Source organism: Vibrio chagasii, from assembly GCF_002954585.1.
GTDB classification, from domain to species: domain Bacteria; phylum Pseudomonadota; class Gammaproteobacteria; order Enterobacterales; family Vibrionaceae; genus Vibrio; species Vibrio chagasii_A.
Window position 1 is genome coordinate 831,178 of the sequence record NZ_MSCI01000002.1, and the last position, 19,381, is coordinate 850,558.

Annotated in this window: 19 protein-coding genes and 1 pseudogene; 10 read left to right on the top strand and 10 right to left on the bottom strand. The window is 44.0% G+C overall.

What is annotated here, in order from left to right; translation table 11 throughout:
- Positions 1–27: 27 nt before the first annotated feature.
- The 3 genes from BTO10_RS11935 to BTO10_RS11945 all read left to right on the top strand — a co-directional run bounded on the left by BTO10_RS11935 (position 28) and on the right by BTO10_RS11945 (position 2,071).
- The gene (locus tag BTO10_RS11935) at positions 28–594 is read left to right on the top strand and encodes a DNA-3-methyladenine glycosylase I (RefSeq protein WP_105024648.1); all 567 of its coding nucleotides are present in this window, start codon (positions 28–30) and stop codon (positions 592–594) included.
- A 107-nt stretch (positions 595–701) separates the two neighbouring features.
- Positions 702–1,610 carry a winged helix-turn-helix domain-containing protein gene (locus BTO10_RS11940; protein WP_105024649.1) on the top strand — a complete coding sequence of 303 codons (909 nt, stop codon included), beginning with the start codon at positions 702–704 and terminating at the stop codon, positions 1,608–1,610.
- On the top strand, positions 1,601–2,071 hold the full coding sequence (locus BTO10_RS11945) for a hypothetical protein (RefSeq protein WP_105024650.1): 471 nt from the start codon (positions 1,601–1,603) through the stop codon (positions 2,069–2,071). The genes BTO10_RS11940 and BTO10_RS11945 overlap by 10 nt, the downstream gene beginning before the upstream one ends.
- Positions 2,072–2,182: 111 nt before the next feature.
- Here the strand turns inward: BTO10_RS11945 and BTO10_RS11950 are convergent, their stop codons facing one another.
- Both BTO10_RS11950 and cls read right to left on the bottom strand, forming a co-directional pair.
- Positions 2,183–3,367 carry a cystathionine beta-lyase gene (locus BTO10_RS11950; RefSeq protein ID WP_105024651.1) on the bottom strand — a complete coding sequence of 395 codons (1,185 nt, stop codon included), beginning with the start codon at positions 3,365–3,367 and terminating at the stop codon, positions 2,183–2,185.
- A gap of 181 nt (positions 3,368–3,548) precedes the next feature.
- Positions 3,549–5,003, bottom strand: coding sequence for a cardiolipin synthase (cls, locus tag BTO10_RS11955; protein ID WP_105024652.1), 1,455 nt, complete (start codon positions 5,001–5,003; stop codon positions 3,549–3,551).
- 366 nt (positions 5,004–5,369) lie between these two features.
- On the opposite strand from cls, the gene BTO10_RS11960 reads away from it, so the two are divergent.
- The 4 genes and pseudogenes from BTO10_RS11960 (at position 5,370) to BTO10_RS11975 (ending at position 10,411) form a co-directional block, all read left to right on the top strand.
- Entirely contained in the window at positions 5,370–6,803 is a 1,434-nt protein-coding gene (locus BTO10_RS11960; RefSeq protein WP_105024653.1) for a sodium-dependent transporter, read from the top strand.
- Between the two features lie 174 nt (positions 6,804–6,977).
- Positions 6,978–8,558: pseudogene (locus tag BTO10_RS11965) on the top strand (methyl-accepting chemotaxis protein).
- Between the two features lie 192 nt (positions 8,559–8,750).
- Positions 8,751–9,449: a TIGR01621 family pseudouridine synthase gene (locus BTO10_RS11970; RefSeq protein WP_061031732.1), complete on the top strand. Its 699-nt coding sequence runs from the start codon at positions 8,751–8,753 to the stop codon at positions 9,447–9,449.
- 8 nt (positions 9,450–9,457) lie between these two features.
- On the top strand, positions 9,458–10,411 hold the full coding sequence (locus BTO10_RS11975) for a class I SAM-dependent methyltransferase (RefSeq protein WP_105024654.1): 954 nt from the start codon (positions 9,458–9,460) through the stop codon (positions 10,409–10,411).
- 81 nt (positions 10,412–10,492) lie between these two features.
- On the opposite strand, the gene BTO10_RS11980 is transcribed toward BTO10_RS11975, so the two are convergent.
- From BTO10_RS11980 to BTO10_RS12000, 5 genes are all read right to left on the bottom strand, one after another.
- Positions 10,493–11,113, bottom strand: a complete 621-nt coding sequence (locus BTO10_RS11980) for a CDP-alcohol phosphatidyltransferase family protein (protein ID WP_105024655.1) — start codon at positions 11,111–11,113, stop codon at positions 10,493–10,495.
- Positions 11,103–11,753: an ATP-binding cassette domain-containing protein gene (locus tag BTO10_RS11985; protein WP_105024656.1), complete on the bottom strand. Its 651-nt coding sequence runs from the start codon at positions 11,751–11,753 to the stop codon at positions 11,103–11,105. Before BTO10_RS11985 ends, BTO10_RS11980 begins: the two co-directional genes overlap by 11 nt.
- On the bottom strand, positions 11,719–13,419 hold the full coding sequence (locus BTO10_RS11990; RefSeq protein ID WP_105024657.1) for an ABC transporter permease: 1,701 nt from the start codon (positions 13,417–13,419) through the stop codon (positions 11,719–11,721). Before BTO10_RS11990 ends, BTO10_RS11985 begins: the two co-directional genes overlap by 35 nt.
- 5 nt (positions 13,420–13,424) lie before the next feature.
- Positions 13,425–14,591, bottom strand: coding sequence for an ABC transporter substrate-binding protein (locus BTO10_RS11995; protein WP_105024658.1), 1,167 nt, complete (start codon positions 14,589–14,591; stop codon positions 13,425–13,427).
- A gap of 381 nt (positions 14,592–14,972) precedes the next feature.
- A complete protein-coding gene (locus tag BTO10_RS12000; RefSeq protein WP_102422912.1) occupies positions 14,973–15,419 on the bottom strand; it encodes an META domain-containing protein in 447 nt (148 codons plus the stop codon).
- A gap of 188 nt (positions 15,420–15,607) precedes the next feature.
- Between BTO10_RS12000 and BTO10_RS12005 the strand changes: the two genes are divergently transcribed.
- Positions 15,608–15,871 (top strand): DUF1289 domain-containing protein, encoded by a 264-nt coding sequence (locus BTO10_RS12005; protein ID WP_171368276.1) that lies wholly within the window; start codon positions 15,608–15,610, stop codon positions 15,869–15,871.
- 108 nt (positions 15,872–15,979) lie between these two features.
- Positions 15,980–16,147 carry a hypothetical protein gene (locus BTO10_RS23485; RefSeq protein WP_004742101.1) on the top strand — a complete coding sequence of 56 codons (168 nt, stop codon included), beginning with the start codon at positions 15,980–15,982 and terminating at the stop codon, positions 16,145–16,147.
- A 40-nt stretch (positions 16,148–16,187) separates the two neighbouring features.
- Here the strand turns inward: BTO10_RS23485 and BTO10_RS12010 are convergent, their stop codons facing one another.
- The 3 genes from BTO10_RS12010 to BTO10_RS12020 form a co-directional block, all read right to left on the bottom strand.
- Positions 16,188–16,490 (bottom strand): thiamine-binding protein, encoded by a 303-nt coding sequence (locus BTO10_RS12010; protein ID WP_032554455.1) that lies wholly within the window; start codon positions 16,488–16,490, stop codon positions 16,188–16,190.
- Positions 16,491–16,613: 123 nt separating this feature from the next.
- Positions 16,614–16,835 (bottom strand): hypothetical protein, encoded by a 222-nt coding sequence (locus BTO10_RS12015; protein WP_004742106.1) that lies wholly within the window; start codon positions 16,833–16,835, stop codon positions 16,614–16,616.
- Positions 16,836–17,122: 287 nt separating this feature from the next.
- Positions 17,123–18,406, bottom strand: coding sequence for a DEAD/DEAH box helicase (locus BTO10_RS12020; RefSeq protein ID WP_105024659.1), 1,284 nt, complete (start codon positions 18,404–18,406; stop codon positions 17,123–17,125).
- Between the two features lie 209 nt (positions 18,407–18,615).
- On the opposite strand from BTO10_RS12020, the gene BTO10_RS12025 reads away from it, so the two are divergent.
- Positions 18,616–19,242, top strand: a complete 627-nt coding sequence (locus BTO10_RS12025; protein ID WP_105024660.1) for a LysE family translocator — start codon at positions 18,616–18,618, stop codon at positions 19,240–19,242.
- Positions 19,243–19,381: the final 139 nt, after the last annotated feature.

The following is a 19,381-nucleotide window of genomic DNA, read 5'->3' on the forward strand; positions in this document are numbered from 1 at the left end:
GTATTTTACTTAAGCGAGATTATCGAAATGAAAGCGAATGCTACTGAGAGAACTTGTGCATGGGCACTTAAGCATGAACTTGAAAGGGTATACCACGATACTGAATGGGGCGTCCCCGTCTATGATGATCAGGTGCTGTTTGAATTCATCACTCTAGAGGGAGCTCAAGCGGGTCTTAGTTGGATTACTATACTGAAAAAACGAGAAGGCTATCGCGCGGCATTTGAGAACTACGACTTACACAAATTAGCAGAACTCAATGAAGACAATGTACCCAATATCATTGAAAACTATGATGTGGTGAAGCATAAGGGCAAAATTGCCTCCGTGTACAACAATGCGCGTGCAGCGCTGGAACTTCAAAAAGAGTTCGGTTCTTTATCAAATGCCTTATGGCAATTTGTTGATAACAAGGTGATCGATAATCAGTGGACAGAGATGTCACAAGTCCCTGCTTCTACTGAGCAATCTAAAGCCATGAGTAAGTTTTTAAAAAAGCGAGGCTTTAAGTTTGTAGGTGAAACAATCTGTTACGCGTTCATGCAAGCGACCGGTATGGTTAATGACCATATGGTGTGTTGTCCTTACAGGTAGATTATTTATTATCGCGAAAATAGTTACTTATAAATGACAAAAAAGCACTAGCCATTTATAAACTATTTAATATTATATGTGACCGAGTTTAAAGATAGAAAACGATAGTGAAACAACAAAACTACCAAATATGTGATGCTAGTTATGATCCTTTGCTTAGGCAGTTTGTGCGTGAAGATGGACACGTAGAAACTATCTCGCCACTAGAAGGCAAGGTATTCCTCCTCTTGCTTGAAAATGTGGGCGAGTGCATCGAACGAGGTCTGATATTTGATAGATGCTGGGGCAATGTGATTGTTTCGGAACAAGCGCTTACTAATGTAATTTCAAAGATCAGAAAAACATTATCTAGGGTAACCTGTGGCTGCGCAACGATCCGCACCGTCAGTAAAACCGGCTATTCCCTTGAAATCGACGAGTCGAAAAAGACAAGCTTAAACAACCAAGCTGTGCCTCAAGCAGAGCTAATTGCACCAGCAGATAAATCATCCACGACAAGCCAAGAGCCTGTAAAGAATTCTTCGACTATCATTTCGGACTCTATAACTTCAAATCAAGCGCACGGTTCGGTTGCACTTGGTTTATCAAATATCACTAGCAATAAGCACGCGGTAATAGCGGGCTATATATTCGCACTTATTTGTATTCTCGTTACTGCGTTCAATCTATTCCAAACTTACTACAAGCCAACGCCTTACTTTATTGATAAGTCGGAATATCGAGATAGTTACGCAGACAATACTAACCACTACTTTTTCCATATTGTTCATGGAGATTCTTATTCGCTACCAGCGATAACAGAAAAGCTGACCAGCGTGATACCTAGCCACTGTAATGTGGATGTGTTTGTCCGTATTTATCCATCTGTCGACCAACCAGAAAGCGATGCTTTGTACATGTTAGTTCAAAAGAAGGATGGCGAGGCGCTCAATTACGGGGCGACAATTTTCAATGTAGAAACGTCTTTTGACTCGTTTGCTGCCTATATGGAAAAGAGGGGCTACTTTTGCGATTAATTGGTTTACTCATTTTATTGGCAATTGCATCGGTGAGCTTTTTTCTAGACCAGAACATACTGGCAGGTACTCGATGGCATTGTAAAACACTAAAAACGGATTTCTTATCTCAGGCATATCAACCGTACCAATCACTTTATGAGCGAATAATCTTTACTTTTCAGTCTGACCAAACTTATAGCATGAGAGAGTTTGTGACGATCACTGAGAAAGACGGCACCGAAGGCACAATGGAAAACCTTTATTCTGGTTACTATGGTTTGGACGGGGATCATTTGTCGATGAGCATTATTGATGTGAGGACCGCAACTCCGTTTCATGATCCGATCATTAACCAGGAATACAGTGAGTACAAAGGAGTGACCATTGATTACTCGATTTTAGAGCAGGAGCAGTCCCTATATCTGTTTAATGAACACCGCTCTGAAATCTTTAATTGGACATGCTACCAAGTTCAATAATGAATTACGAAGCACTGTGCGTTAGTTGTGGAGTTATAGGCCGCTGATGCGCGGAACTGAAAAAGGCAGGAATATCCTGCCTTTTTTGTATGTTAAATATACCGTTTCTAGCTAAACCAGAGCGCTGTAGCGATCCAACCCTGCCTCTAGATCTGCAATCAAATCATCAACATCTTCTAAGCCGATATGTACGCGAATTAAAGTACCGTCGAAGTTTGGATTCGCTACTGTTCTTAGGCTGTTAAAGCTGCTCGGCTCGTTCGCTAGAACTAAGCTCTCAAATCCACCCCATGAGTAACCCATGCTGAAGTGTTTCATACCATCAAGCAGCGCTGTGGTTGCTTGTGTATTCGTATTCTTTAGCACAAACGAGAACAGGCCATTACCACCGGTGAAGTCTCGTTTAAAGAATTCATGACCTGGGCATGATTCAAGAGCTGGGTGACGAACGTGGTCTACTTCAGGTCGAGTTTCTAACCACTTCGCGACTTTTAAACTGCTTTCCGCATGTTGGCGTAGTCGCACATCTAAGGTACGAATGCCGCGCAGGCCAAGGTAAGCGTCATCTGGTGAAACACATTGGCCCATTAAGTAGCTTTGTTCTCTTAAGTGATCCCAGCACTTCTCGTTGGCAACGGCAGTACCTAACATCACATCAGAGTGACCGACGATGTATTTAGTCGCCGCTTGAATTGAGATATCAACACCAAAATCAAATGGAGAGAAATTAACACCAGCAGCCCACGTGTTGTCTAACATCACGATGATGTCATGCTCGTGAGCAATACGCGCGAGTGTAGGGACATCCTGAACTTCCATGGTGATTGAACCCGGAGATTCGGTAAATAACACCTTGGTATTTGGCTTGATAAGCTCTTTGATGCCTTCGCCAATTGTTGGTTCGTAGTAGGTGGTTTCTACGCCCATCTTTTTCATGATGGTGTCACAGAAATCGCGAGTTGGCTCGTAGCAAGTGTCAACCATCAGAATATGGTCGCCTGTTTCTACAAAAGAAAGGATCGCATTAGAGATAGCTGCCGTTCCACAAGGGTAGAGTGCACAGCCTGCGCCGCCTTCCACTTCAACCATCGCATCTTGGAAGGCAAAATGAGTGTTGGTTCCACGACGTCCGTAAAAAAGGGTCTTGTTAGCGCGGTTAATCGTCGCTTTACGCTTCTCTTCTACTGAGTTAAATACGACAGTTGAAGCGCGTTGTACTGGTGGGTTAACAACACCATTGGTCCACTTCTTATCACGACCGGCAGTGATGAGTTTAGTGGTTTTGTTCTCGGACATGCTGTGAATTCCTTATCAATCGGTTATGTTCTATTTAAAACATGTCAAGAGTATTCAAAGCAAGAGCGGAGCGGGGTTTTTTACGCTTTTCTTACGATTTTTAATCTTTCACTCAGTAAAGAGTGAAAGATTAAAAGTGAGCGACGGGGAAACGGCGAGCTATTACAGCTCACCACTTAAATTACAGAAGAGGATTGAATAGATAGAACAGTCTTTCAAAGAAGCGGTTGCGTAAACTTCTTTGCTCCCATTGCTCTAACTCAACTGAGTGGGATGAATCGATGTAAGCTTTCTGCAGTTCAGAGAGGTTCTGAGTGAAATGTACATCATCCACCGCGAGCGTCACTTCGAAGTTGAGCCATAAACTGCGCATGTCGATATTGACCGTTCCAATCAAGCAAAACTCTTCATCGATGACTACCGACTTGGTATGAAGAAGGCCACCATAGAATTCGTAGATCTTAACTCCGGCTTCTAGTAATTCGGTATAGAAAGCGCGAGAGGCCCATTTCACCATTAACGAATCATTGTTATGAGGAATGATGAGTTCGACTTTGACACCGCGTTGAGCCGTCATCTTAAGTGTTTCTAATAAGTCCGCACTCGGCACAAAATAAGGGGTCGTAATACGCACGGTATGGTTAGCCTGATTAATCGCAATAGTCAGAACCTGTAGGATCAAATACTCTGGCATACCTGGGCCCGACGGTACCACTTGTACGGGATGATGCGTCACCGCTTCTTCTACAGAACATTCTGGTAATTCAGGTAGAATGCGGTCTCCGGTTTCTACTTCCCAGTCCCAACCATGGATTGCAGAGAGTACGTTAACGGTTGGGCCTGTCACACGAACCATAACATCGATCCACTGGCCAACACCTGAGCTCTGTTTGAAATGAGCAGGGTCGACCATATTCATCGAGCCTGTGTAAGCTATAGTCTCATCAATCACGATGATCTTACGGTGCTGCCTTAGATCAAGGCGTCGCAAGAAAATACGCCAAGGGCTTACTTCCAGAGCTTGTACAACCTGCACACCGGCATCTTCCATCATTAGCAGCCAATGGCTTTTGAAAAAGCGTGGGCTACCCGCTGAATCGAGCAAAACTTTAACATCTACACCACGTTTTGCTGCGTGAATCAGAGCAGAGGCCACTGAATCTGTTAGGCCGCCTGGGTGCCAAATATAGAAAACCATCTTAATACTGGTTTGGGCATTTTCTATATCTTCGATGATTGCGTGTAGGATTTCGTTTGGTGACGATTGTAGGGATAGAGTGTGTCCACTGAGTGCAGGAATGCCCATTCGATTGTTACAAAGTTCGTCGATCTTATGGATAGGGGAGCCGACTTTTCCTGGTTGGTGAAGTTGGCAATCGTTCAATTGACGGAACCAATCTCCAAAGGGAGTAAACATGCGATGTGCGCGCTCAGCCCTTTTTCTACCGAGGTTCAGTTCACCAAAAAGGAAGTAACAAGCCACCCCTACAATTGGGATAATGTAGATAACCATAAGCCAGGCGAGAGAAACGCTGACAGAGCGTCGTTTTAGTACAACACGCAGTGTTACACCGGCTACAAGGACCCAGTACAAAGCGACAGAGGCTAAAGTTAAAAAATGGTAGAGCTTTTCCACATTGAATACTCGAAAAAAGAGACACTTAGATAGTAATGCTATTTTACGAATATGGGAATTCAAGGAATCAACTATTTACAAATTAGAGCAAAGGCTGTAAACAGGTTATAGTTGTTAAGTTTTTGTTAACTTAAGACGGAAACGGTAGTTTTGTATGAAAAAGCGGCATTTAATCATAAAAACTCACATTTTTAGCGGGAAACATACGGTTCGGGCTTCCAATTGTACTCTTAAACTGCTTTACTTGCTATACAAGTAGCGTCAATCAAACCTTCTAGGTGTGTAAAGCCGTTTGTACACCTTATCTTTTAAAGACGCCACCTAAAGCAAAACACAACATCACACAACACAAATTTTGGAGTAAACGTGGCTACTAGTAATACAACCACAACACCCCGTGATACCTGGGGTTCGAAGTTAGGATTCGTAATGGCTGCAGCAGGTTCTGCTGTTGGCTTAGGTAACATTTGGAAATTCCCATACACAGCAGGCGAGAGTGGCGGTGGTGCATTCGTTGCAATTTACCTGTTTTTTGTAATTTTCATCGGTTTCAGTGTAATGCTGACTGAATTTGCTATCGGCCGTCATACGCAAAAATCAGCAGTAGGTGCATTTAAATCAACTGACCGTCGTTGGACTTTCACAGGTGTTATTGGCGTAGTAAGTGGTCTACTGATCATGGGTTTCTACCCTGTAGTGGGCGGCTGGTCTATCGCATACATCGGTAAGATTGCTGGTGGTCTTCTAGACGCACCTGAAGCAATCGGTGATAGCTTCGGTGGTTTCATCTCTCACCCAGTTCAACCACTAATGTGGATGGGTCTATACCTTCTTCTTAACGTTGTTATCGTTATGAAAGGTATCTCGGGCGGTATCGAGAAAGCGGGTAAGGTTCTAATGCCATTGCTATTCTTGATCCTTATCGTGGTATCGATCAAAGGTCTGACTCTTCCAGGTTCTATGGCTGGTCTTGAGTTTCTATTCAGCCCTGACTTTTCTAAGGTAGACAGTAACGTAATTCTAGCTGCACTTGGCCAAGCATTCTTCTCACTGTCTCTAGGTATGGGTTGTATGTTGACTTACGGTTCTTACCTTAAGAAGAAAGAAAACCTGGTTCAAACTACCGCTATGGTTACCGCAATGGATACAGGTGTTGCTATCCTTGCTGGTGTTGCAATGTTCCCAGCGATGTTCGCATTCGGTATGGAACCAGCAGCAGGTCCTGGTCTAGTTTTCGTTGTTGTTCCTCAGCTATTTGCTGAAATGGGCGGCGTAATCGGTCTTCTATTCGCACTTATGTTCTTCATCGGTCTAAGTGTTGCGGCTCTAACATCTTCTGTTTCTCTACTTGAGGTTGTGGTTTCTTACCTAATCGACGAGAAAGGCATGAAACGTGTAACAGCAGTAGTGTCTGCAAGTGTTGTAATGGCTGCGCTATGTATCTTCGCTTCTCTATCTCTAGGTGGCGTTGGTCCAACACTATTCGACACGGGTGCATTTGATATCTTCGACCTACTAACAGATAAGATCTTCCTAGCTGTTGGCGGTATGTTGGTATGTATCTTCGCTGGTTGGAGACTAAACCGTGCAGACCTAGAGAAAGAAATCACTAACGACGGTGAAGTATCTTTCCCACTATTCGGTCTATGGTACGCACTAGTTAAGTACATCATCCCAGTAGCTATCGCAATAGTTGCGTTCATGGGTATCTCTTCTGGCTTCGACAGCGGTAAAGGTGCAATCATGCTACTAGGTATTGGTATTATTGCTGGCTCTGCGCTTATCTCTAAGAAGCTATAATCGCAAGCTAAGTAAATAACGAAAAAACGGGAGCAATGGCTCCCGTTTTTTTGTACCTGTAACTTAATAATCGATAAAAAATAACCGTTGGTATTCACTAAATTTATCCGTCTGGCAGACGATATATTAAATGTTAAGGCTGTATAAGCTGTCGTTTATTTAGGTAGGTGTTGTGTGAAATTATCTGTAAGAAAAAAGCTTTATGCTGGGTTTGGCTCAATTTTGGCGGTGCTTGTTACCTTAGTTACCATCGTCTGGTTTGAAGTCATTGATGCCCATAAAAGCGCAGATGAAATTAGAATGGACGATGTTCCGGGTACTGTTACCTAGCTTGTACTGATTGATGAAGCGGGTGATGTATACCGAGATGCGCTGGGTGCAATTACACTGGTTGATAACGCACTGAATGATTATCGCACTAATAAGAGTGAGTTCGCTCAGGCTACTGAACAGGCAAAACGCTTGGAAAGCAGAGGCTCTGAAGATCATCGCCGTATTCTGCGTATTGAAGAGTTAATGGGACGCTTCACCCAAGAGTTTGAATCTAAGCTTGTGCCTAAGATCAATGATCAGTATGAGCTACTAGCCAATATTCAACAGCTGCGTTCTCTATACGAGACCAACTTGATACCCATTGAAAACTTGCTGGATCAAGCATCTGCAAGTGAGCGAGCGGATACCGAGCAGTCGCTACTGATACTCACCGATACGTTTACTACTACTGAACGTACTATCATGGTGTTGTCTGCGATTGCTATCGTCTTCGGTTGTGTGATTGCGTATATGTTGTCGAGTTCTATTACTAATCGCCTGACTCGTGTTGAACAAGTAGCACGCCGCGTGGCAAATGGTGATTTAACCGCAGCTGACATTACCGATGAGCCTGGTGATGAACTAGCTGATCTTGCTAGTTCGATTAACCAGATGCAGAAGTCGTTAGTGGACTTATTAGGTTCTATTTCTTCTGTGACGCACGAAGTTCAATCTGTTACCGGTGAGCTATCTTCTATTAGCCAAGACATCGTAACGGGCGCTTCTGCTCAAGTTGATAAAGCGAACTTGATTGCAACGGCTGCTGAAGAGTTAAGCTTGACCATTTCAGAAGTGGCGCAGCAGGGTACTTCGACTTATGAAGAAGCACGCCGCTCTGAAACCTCTGCAGAAGATGGCCGCAACGTGATTGTCGAAATGGTGGCGAGTATTCAACAGGTGTCGACTCAAATGAGCGATATGTCTCTGCAAATGAATGCTTTGGGTTCACATGGTGAGCAGATTGGTAGTGTAATTAAGGTAATCGAAGACATTGCTGAGCAAACCAATCTGTTAGCGTTAAATGCGGCGATTGAGGCGGCACGTGCGGGCGAATTCGATCGTGGTTTTGCTGTGGTTGCCGATGAAGTACGCGCGTTTGCGGAGAGAACGACCAAAGCGACACAAGAAGTGTCTGGTATTATTCAGTCGATTCAGTCTGGCACTCAAGAGGCGGTGACTTATACCCAAGATAACTGCCGCTTGGTTAATATTGGTGTTGAGCAAAGCTCTGGTGCTGTTTCTGCCCTAGAAGCGATTGTAAGCGGTGAAGGCAATGTACAAAGCATGGTTAACTCTATTGCGACCGCAGCAGAAGAGCAGACAGCTGTGACCAAAGAAATTGCTGCAGATATCACGGCAATCAGCGATATCTCTGAGCAATCCTTGCAACTGGCAACGCGTAGCTCAGAAAATACTTCAGGTCTGAACGGGAAGGTTGCGTAGCTAGAAGCCTTGGTCGGTAAGTTCAAGCTCGCTTAGTTTCTATTTATAGGGGGTAAAACCTACCCTTGAATGCAGACAACGAGAAACAAGCCCAGCGATTCAATCTTTATTGAGTGAGTTGGGCTTTTTCGTGGCTGGAATCTGGATTCAGACACGGTATACTCCACCTTCTATAACGGAGCTAGCCTTTACATGTTCGATATTCTTCTCAATCACTCTGATTTTTTACTCATCAATAAGCACCCTGGAATCAGCGTCCACAAAGACGATGGTGATACCATGCTGCTTCAAGAAGTCGCTAAGGCAATCAATGAGCCTAAGCTATATCTCGTTCATCGTCTTGATAAAATGACTTCAGGTATTCTGTTATTAGCCAAGAGTGCATCGGCGGCTAGTGAGCTTTCACAACTATTTGCTAAGCGCGAAGTGGAGAAGTACTACTTGGCGATTGGCTCTAAGAAGCCGAAGAAAAAACAGGGTTTAATCTCTGGAGATATGGAGCGTTCACGACGCTCTAGCTGGAAGCTCTTAACAACCAAAGAAAACCCAGCGATAACTCAATTTCTATCAGCAGCGGCTGAACCTGGTGAGCGACTTCTTTTATGTAAACCCTTTACAGGGCGCACGCACCAGATCCGCGTGGCGATGAAGTCGATAGGCTCAGCAATCGTTGGTGACCCAATTTATAATCCATCGAGTGAGGCTGACAGAGGTTATCTGCATGCCTTCGCGATTCGATTTACTTATCAATCACAAGCCTACCAATTTGTCTGTGACCCAAGGAGCCTGCACTCTTTAGGTGAGAAGTGGCACCAAGAAACCGTATCTAACGGTTTGAACGGTTGGCTTGAACCTTGGTCATTAAGTTGGCCAAAGCTAAATACTAAGTGAGTGAAATAATGGAAGCATCTGCTTTACCTGTATTTTTTGAACATATCGAACAACAGCTAAACGAAGTACCTAACGAGCTACGTCGTATTTTTCATGGTCGTGGTAAGTTTTGGCCAGGCCTAGAACAGATCACATGTGATTGGGTCGATGGCCAATTATTGGTGAACGTGTTTAAAGAGATTGATGACGCGTTTTTGTCATCGCTTAAAGACGGTTTGCTAGCGCTGACCAGCAAAGACATTTGGCAAACCAAGCAAGGTACAAGCATCGTGCTTCAACACCGTTACGCTGACGGCGCACCTTCGGAAGTACTGTGGGGTGAGCTTAACGACTCTCCAGTGGTTGTTGAGCATGGCCTTAAGTATCAGCTAAACATTGGTCGTAACCAGAATTTTGGTCTGTTCCTAGACATGCGCAATGGTCGTCAATGGGTGCAAGATAATGCCAATGGTAAGAATGTTCTTAACTTGTTCGCATACACTTGTGGCTTCTCTGTGGCTGCAATTGCGGGTGGCGCTCGTCAATGTTTGAACGTTGATATGTCACGTGGCTCACTGAACAAAGGCCGTGATAACCACCGTTTGAATGAGCATGACATGCGCTCGGTGAATTTCCTTGGTTACGATATCTTTAAGTCGTGGGGAAAAATCAAGAAGGGCGGTCCTTATGAGTTGGTTATCATCGACCCACCTTCGTTCCAAAAAGGCAGCTTCGCATTAACTAAAGACTACAAAAAGATCTTACGTCGTTTGCCAGAGCTTCTAACGGAAGGGGGTGAAGTGATCGCGTGTGTGAACTCACCAGCAGTGTCACCTAACTTCCTTATCGAGACGATGGCAGAAGAAGCGCCAAACGTTGAATTTATTGAACGCTTAGATAACCCACCTGAGTTTGTGGATGTCGACCTTGATTCAAGCCTCAAAGTACTGAGATTTAGAATTAACACGTCTGCTGATGCTTAATTGAACGTCAGCATTAGAAAAGAAAACGCCACTCATATTGAGTGGCGTTTTTGTATCTTGTATGTGTCGTTTGTTAGACCGCTAACTCTCTTGCTGAGTCTTAAGAGTTTGGAACCCAAAATAGATACGCATAAATGTGGTGAGCCAACATGCTGCACCAAAGCTATAGGCGATAACAGCAAAGTGTTGTGGCCAAATACAAAAGGCAATGAAACAGGCGATGGTCTCTGTCCCTTCGGTTAGGCCAGACATGTAGTAGAGAGACTTGTGCTTGTACACTGGATTCTCAATACCTCGTTTGCCCGCCATGACTGCAAACGCCAAAAAGCTACTGCCTGTGCCGATAAAAGAGAAGATCAAAAATGCACCGGCAATGGCGTTGTGTTCTGGATTGGCAATCACAAAACCAAAAGGGATCAGTGAATAGAAAAGGAAATCTAAACTGATGTCGAGGAAACCACCCGCGTCACTGATACCTTGGATTCGAGCCAAGGCACCATCAAGTCCATCACAAACTCTGTTGAAGATGATGAAACCTAACGCCCACTCATATTGCTCAAGCGCCAACGCCGGAAACGCTAAACAGCCGACCCAAAAACCGAATAGGGTGGTTTGATTAGCGGTAATACCGACTCGATTCAGTACTTTTGCTGACTGGTTTAATGGCCACTTGATGACCTTTATAGAGTACTTATCCAGCATGGTTGCTTCTCCATGGCCAAGAGAGTACTTGAGCCCCTTGAGGCACATCTGCTTCGTCGTGCGTCACCATCAAGGTTGGTATATTAGCTTTGGTTAATTGATCAAATACCCAGTCTCGAAACTGTGCTCTAAGCTCTTGGTCTAACTTACTGAATGGTTCATCAAGTAGAGCCAATTTAGGCTTCGCCAATAACATACGAGTTAAACTGATTCTTGCTCGTTGACCACCAGAAATCTGATCGGGAAAAGACTCTGCCAAGTGAGTCAGCTCTATATCTTTTAGTGCAGCCATGGCTTGCTGTTGGCGAGCAGAGCCTTTAACCGAATTAGGTAGTGAGAATGCCAAGTTTTCCCATACTTTTAAGTGAGGGAACAATAGATCATCTTGAAAAAGAATACCGACCTCACGTTGGTGTGATGGGAGATCGTCCAGTTGAATGTCATTCAAAACAACACTTCCAGAATACGAAAACTCTTCATTCAAGTGGCCTGCGATGGCGTCCAATAAGGTGGATTTTCCGCAACCGCTCGGGCCCATCAACGCCAGTATCTGGCCCGATTCTAATGTTACATTTAGCGCTGAGAACAGCGAATCACCACCGGTTTTATGGATGGCGAGGTCGTTGAGGTACAGACTCATTACTTAAGAAACCTTTGAAAGTAAGACGGCGATATCTGAGTTGAAGTCGGCTGACTAATATCGCTATAGAGAAAAAGAACAGAGGCAATAAGGCCTGCCAAATGGCATAAATTGCGGTCACTCTGCGGTCGAAACCGCTCGTTAGGGCGACAGCTTCTGTAGTGATGGTGCTAATACGCCCTGCGCCTAGCATCAATGTTGGTAAATATTGAGCCAAACTCACGCTGATACCAACGGCCCACGCAAAGGCAATCGCTGGTAATAAGATAGGCAGTTTGATGGAGTACCAACTTTGAAATGGTGATTTACCCAAGCTGAGTGATGCTTTAATGAGTCCATCGTTGAAACTTTTCCATGGTCCATCTAAAGATAAATAGACAAATGAAAAGGCGAAAAATACGTGTGCCCAAATCACCCAGAATTCATAGGCATTACTTCCTACATAGAGCGTGGTGACTTGCATACCAAATAATACCGATAGTTGTGGTATCAACATTGGAATAGCGATGACGAAACCAGGCACTTGCCACTTGTATTTGATTCGGTATTCATGAGCAATCAGTGCAAGGACCAGCGCAACTGAAGCTGCGATCAGACCAATCCATAAGCTTTGACCAACGGTAATCATGATGCCATCCCATTCAAATTCCCAAAAGCGCATGCTGTAGCGACTTGGAAGTAAGTCAGGGAAGCGCCAACGTTGAGCCACGCTCCAAATCATCATCAAAGGAATGATTGCGAGTGATAGTGCTGCCAAAGCTGTGAATACGGTTTTTCCTGGTAGTTTAATGCCTGTTCGCCCCGAATATTGCCAAGCTCTAAAGTACTTCAACACAGCCCATTCAATGAAACGGGCTAAGGCGATGATTAAGGACGCTAATCCGAATAAAACAATAGCGCCAGCCGCTGCTCTCGGCAGTAGGTTAAGATCGGGATCGTTGAACCATTGCCATACTAAAACGGCAAAAGTAGGCGGGTTAGTGGGGCCAATGATTAGCGCAATATCGACAACCGATACACTGTAGGCGAGTACCGCAAGCATTGGGAAACGAAGCTTGGTGAACCATTGTGGGAAAATGCACTTCCACCATATCTGTGAGCGACTATAACCCAATGAAGCACTCACCTTAGTAATACGCTCAACGTCAATTTGCTGAAGTATCGATATACTCATCAGCAATAAGAAAGGTACTTCTTTGAGTGCCAACATAATGATCAAGCCAAATGCATACGGATCTTTTACGAGCAGCGCTAACTCGGAACTGGTCGCGGATTCACCAAGCAAATGATGCACAGCTCTCGCTCCGAGACCTGTCGGGCTAAATAGAAAGGCAAAGCCAATGGCGAAAGCCACATGGGGAATAGCCAACATAGGTGAAAGGGTCAGTTCGATCTTTCTCCAGAAGCGTTTTCCCCACGAAGCTTGGAGAATACAAAAGGTAAGAAAGCACGCGATGTAGCTGCTCGCAATCGCAGAGCAAAGACTCAAACCAATCGAGTGCCAAGCGCCTTCCCATTGGAATACTTGGCTAAAACCGTTGAGAGAGGGCTCCATTAACCCTAGGGGCGGGATATAACTCAGTGACGAAGCCACTACTCCCGCTACCCCAGGAATTGTTGGGATAATGCATACCACTATAACGACAAAATATAGAGCACGTAGCATCGAGCTTAGTTACCGTATCGCTTTAGCCACTCTTTCTCGAGTGCGTTTTGCCAGCTTGGGTGTGGTTCATCAATCGATTTAAATTGCTGAGTATTCTTAGCGCTACCTGTTAGGTACTTACTGCTCAATACTGAAGGGTCACCCCAAATATTGAGGTCACCTTTGCGTGATTGTGCTTCTGGGCTTAACAAGAAGTTGATGGTCACTTGTGCGCCAGCGGTAGCATTCGCATTCCAAGGGATCGCAAGGAAGTGGATGTTAGATAAAGCGCCGTTTTCCATCGCGTAGGCTTTGGTTGTTTCTGCTAAACGGCCACTTGATTGAGCTGAATACACAGAGTTTGGATTGAACGTAATCGCGAGGTCGAGTTGTCCGTCATCCAAAAGCTGAATACTTTCTGATGTGCCTGCAGGGAATTGTTTACCACCGCGCCATGCAACTTTGTGGAATTTATCTAAATAAGCCCATAGTGGTGCAGTGATCGCTTGGAAGTTCTCTTCTGAAACCGGCTTAGCGAGTTCTGGGCTATTGTTGGTTAGCTCAATCAGTAAAGACTTAATAAAGCTAGTGCCATGAAATTCTGGTGGGCGAGGGTAGCTCAAACGGTTAGGGAATGCCTGAGCGTAGCTCAACATCTCTGAAAACGATTGTGGTGGATTATGCAGTGTTTCTTGGTCATGAATGAACACTAATTGCCCAACGCCCCAAGGTGCTTCTAGACCTTCCGTTGGTTCAGAAAAGTCGACATCAATGGGTAAAGACTTATCGACGTACTTCCAGTTAGGAAGGGATTCAGTGAATGGTCCAAACAACAGTTTGTTGTCTTTCATTGAACGGAAGTTCTCGCCGTTGATCCAAACGATATCGACACTGCCTTCGCTATTCTTACCTGCGGCCTTCTCCGCAAGTAGGCGAGTCGCTGTTTCAGCGATATCTGTGACTTTTACATGTTTTAACGTTACGCCATAGTCACTTTGTAACTTTTTGCCTGCCCATTGTAGGTAACGGTTGATCTCTTGGCTTCCGCCCCAAGCGTGAAAGTAGACAGTTTGTCCTTCTGCCTGCTGTTCTATTTGATTCCAGCTATCGGTGGATGTTGCTTCATCAGCATAAATGGTTGCGCTGTAGGCAACGGTTGCCATGATTCCTAACGTACTTACTATCTTGTTCATAAACTTTTCCATTTGGTAGTGAACGGGCAAGAGCATTGTGTTTTCGAACTCCCTAACAGTTATTCTATCTCTTTCTCAAATAAATTCTAATTCAACAGTAAATTCAATCAATTACTTGAGAAGACGCCGGAAGTTCTCGGTTGAGTTTTGTTCAATGTGCAGTTATCTATGCAACTCAACAGACTTTGGGCTTTTGCCATCCTAGCAACAGACCGTTAAAGCGGTGAATTAATTGCGTCTAAATGAGGTTTTTTTATGATTTATCGGAGCTTGGTACTAAAAGCTGGTGTGAAGAGTCGTTTTGAGTAGAGTGAGCCTTGAAGCAGACAATAAAAAAGGAGCCATGAAGGCTCCTTTTTGTTATTTGATGTCGATGACAGATTAGTTTACCCAGTCACGAATTGTGTACGTTAGCGTGTGTACATCGTTTTTAAGTACTAGAGTATCTTTTGTTAGGGTTACGTCGCTCCACTCACTTAGAGTAGCAGAAACTGATTGCTCGATTTCCATCGCTGAGCCGTGACACATTTTCATAGTCATGCCCATTTGCTTAATGCGGAATTGACCATCTTTCAGCTCACCTTGGCCAAAGAAGTTATTACAACCAGCTACGCCGTTTGCAGTCATCTTCTCACCGATTTCTAGACGAGGTGTCGCTTGGTGTTCGCTTTTCTCAATGTCCTTGCCATCAATTTGCGCAAGTTCCCAATTATGGTGCTGTAGATCGGTTGGTGTTACTTGCATCGCGTTATCACCTGTTGTTGTGCATGCTGCTAGCATCATAGGTAAAGCGGCTACTGCTAGTAATTTTTTTGAACTAAACTTCATATTATATGGCTCCAAAGGAAAAAACGAAGTTACCGAGAATCTGTAACTTGATGGGTTAAAAGTATAGTTTACAAAATACTATATGTGTCAGTATAAGGTCATAGTTTAGTATGGATTTCGTAGGCGTGGCGACAAATTAATCGCTTATTTTTGAGATAGTAAGCGTAATTTTGGATGTGTAAGGAGGCGTGGTGGAGCAGTTAGAGTTTTTCCAAGTTCCAAGCCCTTGCGTTGGGGTTTGCTCTAGCGATGACAAAGGTTATTGCAATGGGTGTATGAGAAAAAGAGATGAACGTTTTAATTGGATGTCGATGACTCCCGCAGAGCAATTACACGTCATCAAGCTGTGTCGTCAGCGTTACAGAAGAAAAATAATGAAGCAAAACAACTTGGTTGGTCAGCCGGTAGAAGAAGAGGGAAGTACAAGTCCCCAAAGAGATCTTTTCGGCTAAAGAGGAAGTATTAAGATTTTATTTAACTCCGTAGTAACTATTACTTTACATAATGGTTGGGGTGTAATATTAAGATAGGTACCTTTGTACCAGAGGAGTGGTGTCGGTATGAATAAAAAGGACGTAAAACTCAACAAGAAACCAGTTAAAGCTTTGGATAGAAAGCGATTGGGGGCGAAAGATGACCCTGAGGAAAGCGCGCGTGACTGGCATACCATGTCAGAAGAAGAGCGCATGGAGATACTGTCTCACCTTTCCGACATGCCTTTTCAATAACATCACTGATTAATTAGAGTCTTTCTTTAACAGAACTTTCTTACACAAACATATGATTCGCTTTCGTCACACCACGATGATACGTGCAAAATGTATCATCGGCAGCGGTGGTTTTGCTGTGAATCTTTATGTTTGTGATGACCTCTACGGCACCAGCATCGTAACAAGCCTGCTCAGCATTTTTGATGATATCGAGTAATTGATTGAGTTCGCCTTTCATGGTCGTTTCCATCGCACCGACTTGAAAGGGAATACCGGCTTCTTTCACGACTTCAATTGCTTTATCGACCACTTCGAAGTTGTTGCCTTCTTTAACGCGAGGGATCACTTGGAAGGCAACCATCACTTCTTTTTCTCTTTTTAACTCAGACACTTTCTGCTTACTCAATGATTGGAAGTTGTTGAAGATGATAGGTTAATGCGGAGATTAATTCTACAGCAGCAAAGCTGGTGGTTTTTCTTGGTTTTATTTACTACCCCAATGATCGCTAACCCAGCCACCAATGTGCTCATCAAAATGGTTTCCACTGAATCTTTGGTTACGTTCAACTGAAGTATCACAGTCATCTTTGTTGTCGATTAGAGTTTGAATGTAGTTTGCCATCGGGTCATTAGAACGTTGACGATCTCGGCGAGTTGCCACTTCCTTAATCAGTTGTAATCGATATGTAGAGCTAGCACGTTTCATTTCAATGACCTCCTGGTTTTAGACACTAATAGAAAAATCTAGTTGCCAGATATAGGGGCGTCAACGTGATCAGAAAGTATTTTTTTTGAGCAACCAAGAATCAATACCTTGCCTTCGTAATTCACAAAAATGTCATCTAGTGAATAGCATTAGTGTCATATTTAGCATCTGATAGTCGGTGGTTGAAGCGAAAAAAAGCCCAGAAAACTCTGGGCTGAATTTAATCAAAATGATTGTCGTTGAGTTTGGGAATTAACAGGGACAAACGCTGAATCTTTAGTCTCGCTCTACTTTGCTCTCGTTGGCTTGGTGCTGTTGGATTTTGAGCTGAGGGATCTCGAGCTATTCGGTTTGCTCTTAAACTGTTTTACGCTCTTCTTTTTAGCCGTTCTGCGGTTTGCCATTTTGTCTTTTGGTGGGCGCTTACGAGTCGTTGTTTCTGATGCTGGTTTGTCGGTGACTGGGAAGCCTTCCAATGACTGCAGCGGCAGTGCTTTGTTGGTTAAAGTGCGAATGGCAGTAAGGTAGTCAGTTTCACTGTGGCTAACCAACGAGATTGCACAACCAGTACTTCCTGCTCTTGCCGTTCTTCCAACACGGTGTACATAAGTTGCTGAATGAGGTGGTAACTCAAAGTTAATCACAATAGGTAGCTGATCAATATGGATGCCACGAGCCATCACATCGGTCGCGATAAGAACACGGGTATCACCATTTTTAAAGCTATCTAACGCTTGTGCTCGTTCTTCTTGGCTCTTGTTGCCATGTAATGCGCTCACGCTGATTTTGGCTTTGTTTAATCGCTTAGTGAGTGCGTCTGCGTTGTCTTTCGCGCCAATAAACACTAGTACTTGTGGCCACGGGTTCTGATTGAGCAGGGCAATCAATGCTTGAGCTTTACTGCCTTTGTTTACCTGATACAGTGTCTCTTCAATAGTTTCTACAACGCTGTTTTCTTTATGAGTTGTAATCTTCTCTGGGTTCGATAAAAGCGTTTCTGCTTGGCTCACTAACTCAGGTGGAAGCGTTGCAGAGAATAACAGTGATTGGCGCTCAGTTGGCAGAGCTGCGGTGATCGCTTGAATATCTGGCCAAAAGCCCATGTCGATCAATCGATCGGCTTCATCTAAAACTAATGATGTGCATTGAGCTAACTCTAATTCACCACTCTTGATGAGTGCAAGCAGGCGCCCTGGCGTAGCGATGGCGAGCTGAGGTGCGGTTGACAGTTGCTGCTGTTGCTCATTTGCATTGGCACCGCCCGTGAGCGTTACCGTTTTGATACTCAGGGCAGTTGCAGTCGGTTGTAAAGACTCAGTCACTTGAGACGCTAGCTCGCGTGTTGGAACGATGACAAGCGCTTGCAGTTTATTCGAACCTTGGTCGATGTTATTGAGCAAAGGTAACCCAAATGCCAATGTTTTCCCGCTACCTGTTTGAGCCAATGCAAGCACATCTCTTCCTGAAACAATCGTAGGAATGACCGCTTGTTGGATCTCAGTCGGCTTATTGAATTGAGACGGGAGAGCAGCAACGGTTTTTGTGTTTAGGGTTAGGTTAGCAAATGACATAAATGAACCAAGTATCAAAAGGGAGGTGGAGTCTAACAGGGCTACAAATGTTAGAGAATCAGTTTTGTTTGCTTCACGATAAACGTATTTATTATATGCGCCAATTTTGTAAGTTAGACATACGAGTTAATTAAGCGTTTATCATATTGTAATGGTATCAATTGGACGTACAATGTCTGCCCTAAAAACCTTCACTGTATGAGAACAAAATGAGTTGGGATAGTATCTGGCTGTTCATTGTTATTGTCTTTTTTATTGCAATTATTCCAGGACCCAATGCATTGCTTGTGTTAAGCACAGCATTGACTCAAAGGAAGCTGTTCGCATTTGTGAATGTGTTAGGCGTATCATGTGGTTTCTTTTTCCACGCCTTTATTTCTGCGAATGGTATCAGCCTATTACTGTCGAAAAAGCCAATGGCATTTGAGGGACTGAAGTGGGCGGGTGTTTTGTATTTGCTCTGGTTAGGCTACAACCACTTTCGGGCGGCATTACGTGCTCAAGAGGGCGTGCTTTCTGTTGTAAGTGCATCTGGGAGCAAACTCTATAGCCAGTTTTTTAAAGGGCTACTTACCAATTTACTTAACCCGAAGATCGTCCTGTTTTATCTATCGATTTTCCCTCAATTTGTTACTACAGATGCGATTGTGTCCGACAGCCTGATTCTTGGCGGGATTCAGGCGATGGTCGTTTCAATGTGGTTCTTGGTTGTGATTTTAATGGCAGATACCTTTAAACGCTTATTGGTTCAAAAGCGTACCTCGCAAATGATGAATATTGTATGTGGCGTGCTATTTGTCGGTTTCAGTATTCAGTTAGCCCTGTTTCAACTTTAGGTTTAATTACCGTTGTGAGGTATTGAGGCTAAGACGATACGACTCACATCTCACTTTTTAGTGAATCATGTTGAATCCAGCTATCTCTGTATAAATGCTTAAAGCAATAGCTAGCAGAGTCGATATAATAATTAGTCAT

Bases quoted from the DNA above. Each gene is read 5' to 3' on its own strand.
- BTO10_RS12000 (WP_102422912.1), bottom strand. From the start codon at position 15,419: ATGAAGTTTAGTTCAAAAAAATTACTAGCAGTAGCCGCTTTACCTATG.
- BTO10_RS11975 (WP_105024654.1), top strand. From the start codon at position 9,458: ATGGAAGCATCTGCTTTACCTGTATTTTTTGAACATATCGAACAACAG.
- BTO10_RS12010 (WP_032554455.1), bottom strand. From the start codon at position 16,490: ATGGTTGCCTTCCAAGTGATCCCTCGCGTTAAAGAAGGCAACAACTTC.
- BTO10_RS12015 (WP_004742106.1), bottom strand. From the start codon at position 16,835: ATGAAACGTGCTAGCTCTACATATCGATTACAACTGATTAAGGAAGTG.
- BTO10_RS11980 (WP_105024655.1), bottom strand. From the start codon at position 11,113: ATGCTGGATAAGTACTCTATAAAGGTCATCAAGTGGCCATTAAACCAG.
- BTO10_RS11970 (WP_061031732.1), top strand. From the start codon at position 8,751: ATGTTCGATATTCTTCTCAATCACTCTGATTTTTTACTCATCAATAAG.
- BTO10_RS23485 (WP_004742101.1), top strand. From the start codon at position 15,980: ATGAATAAAAAGGACGTAAAACTCAACAAGAAACCAGTTAAAGCTTTG.
- BTO10_RS12025 (WP_105024660.1), top strand. From the start codon at position 18,616: ATGAGTTGGGATAGTATCTGGCTGTTCATTGTTATTGTCTTTTTTATT.
- BTO10_RS11995 (WP_105024658.1), bottom strand. From the start codon at position 14,591: ATGAACAAGATAGTAAGTACGTTAGGAATCATGGCAACCGTTGCCTAC.
- BTO10_RS11990 (WP_105024657.1), bottom strand. From the start codon at position 13,419: ATGCTACGTGCTCTATATTTTGTCGTTATAGTGGTATGCATTATCCCA.
- BTO10_RS11950 (WP_105024651.1), bottom strand. From the start codon at position 3,367: ATGTCCGAGAACAAAACCACTAAACTCATCACTGCCGGTCGTGATAAG.
- BTO10_RS12020 (WP_105024659.1), bottom strand. From the start codon at position 18,406: ATGTCATTTGCTAACCTAACCCTAAACACAAAAACCGTTGCTGCTCTC.
- BTO10_RS11985 (WP_105024656.1), bottom strand. From the start codon at position 11,753: ATGAGTCTGTACCTCAACGACCTCGCCATCCATAAAACCGGTGGTGAT.
- BTO10_RS11935 (WP_105024648.1), top strand. From the start codon at position 28: ATGAAAGCGAATGCTACTGAGAGAACTTGTGCATGGGCACTTAAGCAT.